The sequence below is a fragment of the Clostridium sp. E02 genome (assembly GCF_003833015.1).
Classification (GTDB): domain Bacteria; phylum Bacillota; class Clostridia; order Lachnospirales; family Lachnospiraceae; genus Lacrimispora.
This window is the reverse complement of sequence record NZ_RJLQ01000027.1, coordinates 36601-48050: the sequence shown is the minus strand read 5'-3', so window position 1 is coordinate 48050 and position 11450 is coordinate 36601. Positions and strand designations below refer to the sequence as shown.

The window sequence follows — 11450 nt, the reverse complement described above, 5'->3', positions numbered from 1 at the left end:
CCCATCGCAAGAGTAAGACCCCTTGAAGACGACGAGGTAGATAGGGCAGAGGTGGAAGCATGGCAACATGTGTAGCTGACTGTCACTAATAGGTCGAGGGCTTAACCAAGTTGGTTTAGGTAGAGATAATGGATGAATAGATATATAACAATGTGTGGTTTTGAGGGTATGTGTGAAAATTAAGGTTTAAATATATTAACGCAAATTCAGAGATGGATCTGCGTTTTTTTAATGGTAAGAAGTTTTTATTGTAAGAATTAAGACTAGATAAAAAGCAAGAGAATCTCACTGGTGTAGTAAGAGACCTCTTGCTTTTCATGTTTTAGAACGGTTAATCTTCATCATCAAGAATGATAACGTTAAACAACTCTTGAGTCAAATCAATTTCTAGCCCTGCTTTCTCGACGGGTGAGATCAGGCGGATGATAGGACGAAGTGCGAACCCAGGTTTATTGTCTTTTACGATTCCACTGCTTCCATCACTGAGACGAACAATAGAACCTACGGGATATGCACAAACACATTGTAAAAAAGCAGACAAAAGTTGGGGATCAAAATGAGAATTGCAACAACTGGTTAAGAAATCAAAAATCTTTCTGGGAGCCCAGGCTTTTCGATAGGGTCTGGTAGAATTTAGTGCATCATATACATCTGCAATGGCTAAAATTCTTCCGTAAAGAGGAATGTTTTCCCCAATCAGTCCAAAGGGATAACCACTCCCGTCATACTTTTCATGATGGGATTGAATTCCCTGTAAAATGACTTGTGATTGAATGTTATATGACTGTATTTTTTGATAAGAGAATGTGGGATGCTTCTTCATAATTTCAAACTCATCGTTGGTAAGAGGGCCTTGTTTGTTGGTGATTTCGATAGGGATATCAGTTTTACCTATATCATGAAGAAGTCCACATATTGCAAGATCATTAAGATTTGAGACAGATAGTCCCATAAAACGTCCTAGAAGTACGCTTAGAATACCTACATAAAGACTATGGGAGTAGGTATAACTGTCATAATCTCTGATATCAATCATCTGAAAAAGATACTTGTCATTGTTTAAGATATTCATGACAACGGATTCTGCTGAAGTTGCAACATTCTCGTAAATTTGTCTGCTGGATTGGAAAGAAACCTTCTTCATACTTTGATCAAAGATATCTCGAATATTTCCAAGCATTCTGTTTTTTAATTCAGGTTCAACAAAATCATCTGGTTCGATCCCTTCCGCAAGTTCAGAACGAATGTACGCACCCTGGATTCCTATTGTTTTCATTCGATTAATGGTTTGTTGATTAAGAATGTAACCAGTTACTGCAAAAGGGAGCATTGGGTTTACTGCTGGGATGTTACGGGCCAATTCCATACCCTCAGTCAATTTTTCAATAGGAAGATAAATCAATTCTTTCACCTCAACAGACTGAAAAACAGTCTCTTCTTTCTCTATAGTAATTTTCTTATTTGTCTCTTTTATTTAAATAAGTACATCTCTTTAAATTATAGATGGAATTTTAGAAAGCGTCAATGAGAAATTATGTTCTCTATTTGTAACATATAGGAAAAGAATTGGGTACATTTTAGTACGGTTAGCAATATTTGCACCTATTGAAGCAATAAGTGTGATGCCTGTATGGGGGAAGAATGTTATGATGTTAGCATAAGTCTGCGGGTTTAACCGTTGGCTGTTTCATGGAAAAGAATAGAGCAGGAGGACAGAAATGAACAGAGAAAAGCAGTTGGAATATCGCAAAAAAGCAAAAGAGCTAGTGGAGGCTATGACATTAGAAGAAAAGGTATCTCAGACAACACATAGTGCGGCCGCAATACCCAGACTGGGAATTAAGGCTTATAACTGGTGGAATGAAGGACTTCATGGTGTTGCCAGAGCTGGAGTAGCCACGGTGTTTCCGCAGGCAATTGGTTTGGCGGCGACATTTGATGAAGAATTAATTCACGAGGTGGCAGATGTTATCTCCACAGAAGCCAGAGCAAAATTTCATATGCAGCAAAAATATGGAGATACAGATATCTATAAGGGTCTTACGTTTTGGGCACCTAATGTGAATATATTTAGGGATCCTAGATGGGGAAGAGGGCATGAAACGTTTGGAGAGGACCCATATTTAACCTCTCGTCTTGGTGTCTGCTTTATCGAAGGCTTGCAGGGCGATGATGAGTCACATATGAAGGTAGCAGCCTGTGCAAAGCATTTTGCAGTACATTCCGGACCGGAAGATGTGAGGCATTCTTTTGATGCAGAAGTTTCTAAGAAGGATATGTTTGAAACTTACCTTCCGGCTTTTGAAGCCTGCGTAAAAGAAGGAAAAGTTGAAGCTGTTATGGGGGCTTATAACCGAACCAATGGAGAACCTTGCTGCGGAAGCAAAACTTTATTAGAAGATATTCTTCGCAAAAGTTGGGGATTTGAGGGGCATGTGACGTCAGATTGTTGGGCGATTAAAGACTTTCATGAGCATCATGGAGTTACATCTTCAGCGCTTGAATCGGTAGCTATGGCAATGGAGAATGGGTGTGATTTAAACTGTGGTAGTATATTTCTTTATCTAGTGGAAGCAGTAAAAAAAGGTATGGTTTCAGAGGAGCGTCTCAATGAAGCAGTAGAAAATCTTATGGTTGCAAGATTAAAACTAGGTCTATTTGATGATCCAAAAGACGTAGTCTATTCAGGAATTACATACGAAAATAATGATACCAAACAACATAGAGACTTAAACCTTAAGGCATCTATAAAATCATTTGTATTATTAAAAAATGAGAATGATTTGCTTCCTTTGGATAAGAAAAAGATTAAAACAATCGGCATCATAGGACCTAATAGCAACAATCGAAGAGCACTTGTTGGGAATTATGAAGGAACGGCATCGAGGTATATTACCGTTACCGAAGGAATTCAGGATTATCTGGGCGATGACGTACGGGTTTTGGTTTCCGAGGGCTGTCATCTGTGTAAAGAAAAGGTTAGCGGGCTTGGCCAGGTTAATGACAGAATTTCTGAAGTTCGTGGAGTATGTGAATCCAGTGATGTAATTATTGCCTGTATGGGTCTGGATTCTGGTCTGGAAGGGGAAGAAGGAGATGAAGGCAATGAATTTGCCAGTGGGGATAAACCAAATCTTAAACTTCCTGGGTTACAAGAGGATGTGTTGAAAGAGCTGGAAAAGAGTGGAAAGCCAGTCGTTTTGGTTCTACTATCAGGCAGTGCATTGGCGGTTACCTGGGCAGACGAACATATTCCTGCAATTTTACAAGGCTGGTATCCTGGTGCAGAAGGGGGCAGAGCTCTGGCTTCGGTCTTATTTGGGGAAAATTCACCCGAAGGAAAACTTCCAGTTACCTTCTATCGCAGTACGGAGGAACTTCCTGCTTTTACGGATTATTCCATGAAGGATAGAACTTACCGCTATATGAAACAAGATGCACTTTATCCATTTGGTTATGGTTTATCTTATACCGATTTTTCTTGTAGTCAAGTCTCCTTAAGTAAAAATGAAATATTAAATGGAAATACCATTACCATAAAGGCAGTTCTTAAAAATGAAGGAACAAGAAAAGGAGCGCAGACACTGCAGGTTTATGTAAAATCAGAGAGAGAAGATGCGCCCAATGCTCAATTAAAGGCTTTCCAAAAGGTGGAGTTAGAACCAGGAGAAGAAAAAGAACTTCAAGTTGTTTTAGAGGACCGTTCATTTGCATTAAGAGATAATAATGGTGACCTCGTTTTAGATCCTGGCACCTATTATGTTTATACTGGAACACAGCAGCCGGATAAGAGAAGCAGCGAATTGACGGGTAAAGTTTGCACGTGTTCTACTGTTATTGTAAAGGAACGGACGATATTAGAACCATGTTGTATAGACTAACGAAAAGATTGTGGAGGTAAAGCAATGCAGAAAACATCAAGAACAGACGCAGAAAAAACAAAGGCTTTCACCAACCAACTTAGTCTTCCCAAATTATTTGGCAATGGGTGTGTCCTTTTACAGGGAAAAAATACCAAGATATGGGGAACAGCGGCACCTGGAGAGACAGTAACGGCGGAAATCCAGGATCAGAAGGTAAGCGGTCAGGCGGGTGAGCATGGGAACTGGGAGATGGTTTTTCCTGAACTAAAAGCAGGCGGTCCTTTTGTACTTACCGTCGTTACTGCAAGGGGAGAAATAATCAAACGAATGGATGTGTACGTGGGAGAGGTATATCTATGCGCAGGTCAGTCGAATATGGAACTTCCGATGAATCGAGTGAAAGATAAATATCCGGAGGAATTAAACCGAGAAAAAGAACCTCTGATCCGCCTCTTTAAGGTGAAAGAACATTACAATTTTCATAAGCCGGAGGAGGATTACAAGGAAGGTAAATGGACCATATGTGCGCCGGAATCCATCGGAGAATTTTCTGCTGTTTCCTATTTTTTAGGAAGATTTCTTTTCGAAGCGAGAGAGGTGCCTATAGGAATTTTAAATATTAGTCTTGGTGGTTCTCCCATTCAAGCGTGGATGGGGAAAGAATCTCTTCTATCGTTTCCCAAAGATATGGAGACTTTAAAAAGATATCAGAGCAACGATTTTGTTCGCTTTCAATTAACAGAAAATGAAAGAAAGCAAAAAGAATGGTATGACTGGATTAATCGGGAAGACTGTGGAATGTCAGGAGAGGATTCCAATTGGAAAGAAATAAATCTGCCTGCATTACTAAGTGAGGAAGGATTTCAAGGGTTTTGTGGTTCCATCTGGTTTAGAAAACGTATAAATGTATCAGAGACGATGGCAAAAAAAGGGGCGGATTTATGGCTTGGAACAATGGTCGATCATGACCAGACATATGTAAATGGTGTATTGGTAGGAGAGACGACATATCAGTATCCCCCAAGAAAATACAAGGTTCCGTCAGAGGTGTTAAAAGCTGGAGATAATATAATTACCATTCGTCTGATTGTCAGTCAGGGAGAGGGGAGAATAACCCCTGGAAAAACGTATTCCTTATTTGATAAGGAAGAACAGATTTCTTTGAATGGTAACTGGGAGTATAAAATAGGATGTCAAGTTGGACCGGAACCGGAAACTGATTTTATTATCAGAAAACCCACTGGACTTTATAATGGGATGGCGGCTCCTAGTAAAAACTATAGCGTAGCAGGAATTCTATGGTATCAGGGGGAATCAAATGACGAGGAACCTGAGACTTATAAAGAACTTTTAAAAAGGATGATTCAGTTTTGGAGAAAAGAGAGAAAACAGCCGGATCTTCCTTTTGTGGTGGCACAGCTCCCTAATTTTTCAATTGATTTAAAAGAAAAAAAAGATGCATGGCCCATGATTCGGGAAGCGCAAAAAGATGCAGAAAGACTATCAAATGTAGCGGTAACTGTGAATCTGGATCTTGGAGAAAGCAATGATTTGCATCCACTAAATAAAAAAGAAGTAGCCAGACGTATGTCTCTGGCTGTCAGAGGGATGATTCATGAGGAGGATTTGGTCTATCAGGGACCAGAGTTGATTTCGTGGGTGGTTGAAAAAAATTGTGTCACTTTAAACTTTCATACCTATGACGAAAAACCACTCTTAGTGAAATATGGAACTGGTTTCGAGGCGTTTGAACTGGCAGGAGCGGATGGAATCTTTTACCGGGTAGAAGGAACACGGAAAGAAAATCAGATAACGGTATGGTGCCAAACAATTGAAAAGCCAGAGTTTCTTCGTTATGCCTATCAGAATGCCCCAGAGGCAGGTCTTTTGTGCAATCAATCGGGGCTTTTGGCTTCGCCTTTTCGGATCTGTCTGAATAAGAATTAAATTATTAGATAGAACAACGATCTGCATACATACTTGCCACTCTTCCTGCATAAGTATGTAAAAACGTCCTAGCAGGGGGATTTTCTTGAAGGAATATATTGAGGAACGCGCGGTTGCAATTGCCAACTACATCATAGACTATCATGCAACCGTGAGGCAGACAGCAAAGAAATTTGGAATATCCAAATCAACGGTACATAAAGATGTAACGGACCGCTTAGAACACATCAATCCTTCCCTGGCAGCCCGGGCCAGGGTGATCCTAGACATTAACAAATCCGAGCGCCATATCAGGGGCGGTCTGGCTACCAAAGAGAAATACCAGCACCGTTTACAGATGTGCAGCAAAAAGGATTGATGAAACAAATGGGTGTAGAAACAGCCGTTATCTGGAGAAAAAATTTCATTCTCAGATGACGGCTGTTATCATAAATGGAATATTTTTTTACGGAATTTTATTGACATGAAATAGGTAAATATGTTATTCTTTACCCCAGTATGAAGAGACATTATCGTTTTCATGCAAATATTGACCACTTCGCAAGAAGTTAAGCCCATACGGACAGGCGGTCAGTTGCCGAACGTGGGATTTAAACCACATTATTGATTGAGTTAGAAGCTCAAATTTTATAAGTTGATTACTTTATAATCAGTGCTATCCGCACATCATCTTGTGAAACGATCAATAATAGCAGGGACAACATATTTGCTATGTAGACTCGAAAACGATAATTATCATGGAAATGGCAGGCGTTTTATGTATGCTGGTTATAAGTTTCATGTAATTGCAGGCAGGTGATGGAGTGACACCTGTCTTTTTTTATTTTATAGGAACGTCCTACGAGATAAAAAGCCATCCGGGCAGGAGGCACATATCTCATGATAAAGAGAGGGAGGATACCAAATGAATCAGGAAGATCAAAAGAGAGCGCCGATCTATGAGGCACTTGAGGCATTCAAAAAAAAGAGAGTCGTTCCTTTCGATGTACCAGGGCATAAGCGGGGAAGAGGAAATCCTGAATTGGTTAATCTTCTAGGTGAAAAATGTGTGGGACTTGATGTAAACTCCATGAAGCCTCTGGATAATCTATGCCACCCAGTTTCTGTAATCCGGGAGGCGGAGCAATTGGCAGCACATGCGTTTCATGCTTCCGATGCTTTTTTGATGGTTGGAGGGACGACATCTGCCGTCCAAAGTATGATTCTTTCTGTCTGTAAGGCAGGAGATAAAATCATTTTACCTCGAAATGTGCACAGAAGTGTGATTAATGCTTTGATTTTGTGTGGAGCGATCCCGGTTTATGTCAATCCGGAAGTAAATAATATGCTTGGAATCTCACTTGGCATGGAATACAGCCACGTAGAGAAGGCAGTACTAGAAAATCCAGATGCAGCGGCTATATTTGTGAACAATCCCACCTATTATGGAATCTGTTCGGATCTACGCTCCATCGTGCGGCTGGCTCATGCCCATGGGATAAAGGTGCTGGCAGATGAGGCACATGGAACTCATCTGTATTTTGGTAAAAACTTACCCGTATCTGCCATGGAAGCAGGGGCTGATATGGCAGCAGTATCCATGCATAAGTCAGGAGGAAGCCTAACTCAAAGCTCACTGCTGCTTATTAATAAGGGAGTGAATGGGGATTATGTGCGCCAGATTATTAACTTAACCCAGACAACCAGTGCTTCGTATCTGCTTCTATCCAGCCTTGATATATCAAGAAGGAATCTGGCACTGAGAGGAGAAGAATCCTTTGTAAAAGTTGTAGAGATGGCAGAATATGCCAGAGCTGAGATCAACTCCATTGGTGGATATTATGCTTATGGGAGAGACTTAATTAATGGAACCAGTATTTTTGATTATGATGTGACAAAACTTTCTGTTTATACCCTTGGAAATGGATTGGCGGGAATCGAAGTATATGATCTTTTAAGAGACGAATATGATATTCAGATTGAATTTGGTGATGTTGCAAACATACTTGCCTATATTTCAATTGGCGATAGAATACAGGATATTGAACGTCTGGTGGGAGCATTGGCTGATGTAGAACGGCTCTATAAAAAAGACCGGACTGGCATGCATACGGGAGGATACATAGCTCCCACTGTAGTGATATCTCCCCAGAAAGCATTCTATTCGGATAAAGTATCGGTACCAGTAGCAGAATCTGCTGGTAAGATAAGCGGAGAATTTATTATGTGTTATCCACCAGGGATTCCCATTCTGGCGCCAGGGGAGATGATCACGGAAGAAATTGTTGAATACATTATCTATACTAGAGAAAAGGGATGCTCCATGCAGGGGACGGAAGATCCCAATGTAGAATTTTTAAAGGTACTGACCTTATAATTGTATAAGAAAGGAGAGATGATAAAAAAGATGGAAATATGGTTTTCAGAATTGCATACTTCAAATGTGAAACTATCTGTTCGGATCGACAAGCAGCTTTTCTCCGGGGAAAGTGAATATCAAAGAATTGATGTATTTGAATCCCAGGAGTTTGGTAAATTTGTTGCACTAGATGGAGAAATTGTTTTCTCAGAGAAAGATGAATTTATCTATGATGAGATGGTGACGCATGTTCCCATGGCGGTACACCCAGAGGTAAAAAACGTACTTATAATTGGAGGAGGAGACGGTGGAGTTGCAAAAGAACTTCTCCAGTATCCAACCATTGAATCCATTGATGTAGTAGAAACGGATCAGTTGTTTGTAGACGTATGCAGAGATATTTTCCCAGATGTGGCATGTGGTCTTTCTGATCCAAGGGTAACTGTATATTTTGATGACGGACTTCGTTTTTTGCGTAATAAGAAAGAAAATTATGATTTGATTATCAATGATTCTACAGATCCGTTTGGGCATACAGAAGGACTGTTTACCAAGGAGTTTTATGGAAGCTGCTACAAGGCTTTAAAAAGTGATGGGATTATGGTTTACCAGCATGGAAGTCCTTTTTATGATGAGGATGAATTGGCCTGCAGAAGCATGCATCGAAAAGTATTTCGGTCGTTTCCGATTAGCAGAGTTTATCAGGCACACATCCCAACGTGCCCATCTGGATACTGGCTCTTTGGGTTTGCTTCAAAGAAATATCATCCGATTCATGATTTCAAACCAGATAAGTGGAAAAAATTAAACATAGAAACCTGGTATTATACCACCAATCTTCATACAGGAGCGTTTATGCTGCCAAAATATGTAGAAGATTTATTGGAAGAGGAGGAAAAAGAATGAGTAGATTATTGGTGATTGGCTGTGGCGGTGTCGCTGGAGTGGCAATTCAAAAATGCTGCCAAAACAGCGATGTATTTTCAGAAATCTGCATTGCAAGCAGAACGAAAGAAAAGTGTGATGCTTTAAAAGAAAAACTTTCAGGGATTACAAAAACAAGGATTGTTACGGCAAAGGTAGATGCAGATCATACGGAAGAATTGATTGCACTGATAAAAGAGTACCAACCAGATGCCGTATTAAACGTAGCACTTCCTTATCAGGATCTTACGATTATGGATGCCTGTCTTGAGACTGGAGTGGATTACATTGATACAGCCAATTATGAACCAGAAGATATCGATGATCCTCAGTGGAGAGCGACCTATGAGAAACGTTGTAAGGAAGCTGGGTTTTCTGCATATTTTGACTATTCCTGGCAATGGGATTATAAAGAACGTTTTGAAAAGGCAAATATTACAGGACTTTTAGGGACAGGTTTTGATCCCGGAGTAACAAGCGTATTCTCTGCGTATGCCTTAAAGCATTATTTTGATGAAATCCATACCATTGATATCTTAGACTGCAATGGGGGAGATCATGGCTATCCCTTTGCAACGAACTTTAATCCAGAGATTAACCTAAGGGAGGTTTCCTCCAATGGTTCCTACTGGGAAGATGGACACTGGGTGGAAACAAAACCCATGGAATATCAGTCAAAATATAAGTTCCCAGAAGTAGGGGAAAAGGATATGTATCTTCTTCACCATGAGGAGATTGAGTCTCTTGCCAAAAACATTCCTGGAATCAAAAGAATCCGGTTTTTTATGACATTTGGACAAAGTTATTTAACCCATATGAAGTGCTTAGAAAATGTTGGAATGCTATCCACCTCTCCTATTCATTATCAGGGTCAAGAGATCGTACCCATTCAGTTTCTGAAAGAACTTCTTCCAGACCCGGCCTCCTTAGGGGAGAGAACTGTGGGAAAGACCAACATTGGTTGTATTTTTACAGGGCTAAAAGATGGGAAGGAAAAGACCATATATATTTATAATGTATGTGACCATCAAGCATGTTATAAGGAAGTAGGATCACAGGCGATTTCTTATACCACAGGAGTTCCAGCTATGATTGGTGCTATGATGGTGGTAACTGGACAGTGGAAAAAACCAGGAGTATTCAATGTGGAAGAATTCGATCCGGATCCATATATGGATGCGTTGAACCAGTGGGGACTTCCTTGGGTAGTCTGTGAGGATCCGGAAACGGTTACGATGTGGAGAACAGAGTCAGAATGAAAATAGATAAATTAAAGACACCCTGCTATGTCATAGACGAAGGCAGGCTGGTAAAAAATTTAGAGATTTTAATGCAGGTAAAAGACCATACTGGTTGTAAGATCTTACTTGCTCAGAAAGCCTTTTCCTGTTTTGCGGAATATCCTCTGATCGGCAGGTATTTAGATGGAACCACGTCAAGCGGGCTTTTTGAGGCCAGACTGGGAAAAGAGAGGATGGGAAAAAATAATCACGTTTTCTCCCCAGCTTATAAAGAAGAAGAGTTTGAAGAACTGGTTAAGATCTGCGATCATATCGTGTTTAATTCGTTCTCACAGTTGAAGAAATACAAGGACAAATTACAAGGAGTAAAAGCGGGAATTCGGATCAATCCGGAGTGTTCGACTCAAAAAGAACATGCCATTTATGATCCTTGTGCTCCTGGATCTAGGCTTGGAGTAACTATAGATCAATTTGAAGAGGAATTTCTTCCTTTTATATCTGGCTTTCATTTCCATACATTATGTGAGCAGAATTCTGATGATTTAAAAAAGACCCTAGATGCAGTGGAAGAAAAATTTGGTTCGTATTTACCTCAGCTTTCCTGGATCAATCTAGGTGGGGGTCATCATATCACGAAAAGTGATTACGATCTTGAGTTGTTGGAGTCTAGTATTTTAAGATTGCAAAAGCGCTATGGTCTTACCGTATATTTAGAACCTGGGGAAGCGGTGGCACTCAATGCGGGTTATCTGGTGACTCAAGTACTTGATGTGGTAGAAAATGGAATCAAAACGCTTATTCTTGACACCTCGGCTGCCTGTCATATGCCGGATGTGCTAGAGATGCCTTACCGACCGCCTTTAAAAGACAGTGGACAACCTGGGGAAAAGTCATTTACCTACCGGCTCTCTTCCTGTACTTGTCTGGCGGGAGATGTGATCGGTGATTATTCCTTTGACAGGGAGATTGTACCCGGAGATAAGCTGTATTTTATGGATATGGCGATCTACACTATGGTGAAAAACAACACTTTTAATGGAATGTCGCTTCCTTCCATTGCAGCAATGGATGCAAAGGGAGATTGCAAGATTATCAAAGAATTTGGCTATGAAGATTTTAAAAATAGATTGTCTTAAA

At 40.3% G+C, this 11450-nt stretch carries 8 protein-coding genes and 1 rRNA gene; 8 read left to right on the top strand and 1 reads right to left on the bottom strand.

Annotated features, from left to right (window positions below; all coding sequences use genetic code 11):
* Positions 1–109, top strand: a 23S ribosomal RNA gene (locus EFT72_RS17225); the annotation flags it as partial.
* A 222-nt stretch (positions 110–331) separates the two neighbouring features.
* Here the strand turns inward: EFT72_RS17225 and EFT72_RS17220 are convergent.
* Complete coding sequence (locus EFT72_RS17220) at positions 332–1402, bottom strand: HD-GYP domain-containing protein (RefSeq protein WP_124068148.1); 1071 nt, start codon at positions 1400–1402, stop codon at positions 332–334.
* Positions 1403–1718: 316 nt separating this feature from the next.
* On the opposite strand from EFT72_RS17220, the gene EFT72_RS17215 reads away from it, so the two are divergent.
* The 7 genes from EFT72_RS17215 to nspC all read left to right on the top strand — a co-directional run bounded on the left by EFT72_RS17215 (position 1719) and on the right by nspC (position 11449).
* Entirely contained in the window at positions 1719–3881 is a 2163-nt protein-coding gene (locus EFT72_RS17215; protein ID WP_124068147.1) for a glycoside hydrolase family 3 C-terminal domain-containing protein, read from the top strand.
* A gap of 24 nt (positions 3882–3905) precedes the next feature.
* On the top strand, positions 3906–5810 hold the full coding sequence (locus tag EFT72_RS17210; RefSeq protein WP_124068146.1) for a sialate O-acetylesterase: 1905 nt from the start codon (positions 3906–3908) through the stop codon (positions 5808–5810).
* A gap of 85 nt (positions 5811–5895) precedes the next feature.
* Positions 5896–6168: a sporulation transcriptional regulator SpoIIID gene (gene spoIIID / locus EFT72_RS17205; RefSeq protein ID WP_124068145.1), complete on the top strand. Its 273-nt coding sequence runs from the start codon at positions 5896–5898 to the stop codon at positions 6166–6168.
* Positions 6169–6714: 546 nt separating this feature from the next.
* Positions 6715–8166: an aminotransferase class I/II-fold pyridoxal phosphate-dependent enzyme gene (locus EFT72_RS17200; protein WP_124068144.1), complete on the top strand. Its 1452-nt coding sequence runs from the start codon at positions 6715–6717 to the stop codon at positions 8164–8166.
* A 30-nt stretch (positions 8167–8196) separates the two neighbouring features.
* Positions 8197–9054, top strand: a complete 858-nt coding sequence (speE, locus tag EFT72_RS17195) for a polyamine aminopropyltransferase (protein ID WP_124068143.1) — start codon at positions 8197–8199, stop codon at positions 9052–9054.
* Entirely contained in the window at positions 9051–10331 is a 1281-nt protein-coding gene (locus tag EFT72_RS17190) for a saccharopine dehydrogenase family protein (protein WP_124068142.1), read from the top strand. The genes speE and EFT72_RS17190 overlap by 4 nt, the downstream gene beginning before the upstream one ends.
* The gene (gene nspC / locus EFT72_RS17185) at positions 10328–11449 is read left to right on the top strand and encodes a carboxynorspermidine decarboxylase (protein WP_124068141.1); all 1122 of its coding nucleotides are present in this window, start codon (positions 10328–10330) and stop codon (positions 11447–11449) included. Before EFT72_RS17190 ends, nspC begins: the two co-directional genes overlap by 4 nt.
* Position 11450 lies beyond the last annotated feature (1 nt).

Excerpts from the sequence above, each read along its gene's own strand:
- EFT72_RS17215 (WP_124068147.1), top strand. The coding sequence starts at position 1,719 with ATGAACAGAGAAAAGCAGTTGGAATATCGCAAAAAAGCAAAAGAGCTA.
- EFT72_RS17210 (WP_124068146.1), top strand. The coding sequence starts at position 3,906 with ATGCAGAAAACATCAAGAACAGACGCAGAAAAAACAAAGGCTTTCACC.
- nspC (WP_124068141.1), top strand. The coding sequence starts at position 10,328 with ATGAAAATAGATAAATTAAAGACACCCTGCTATGTCATAGACGAAGGC.
- EFT72_RS17200 (WP_124068144.1), top strand. The coding sequence starts at position 6,715 with ATGAATCAGGAAGATCAAAAGAGAGCGCCGATCTATGAGGCACTTGAG.
- EFT72_RS17190 (WP_124068142.1), top strand. The coding sequence starts at position 9,051 with ATGAGTAGATTATTGGTGATTGGCTGTGGCGGTGTCGCTGGAGTGGCA.
- speE (WP_124068143.1), top strand. The coding sequence starts at position 8,197 with ATGGAAATATGGTTTTCAGAATTGCATACTTCAAATGTGAAACTATCT.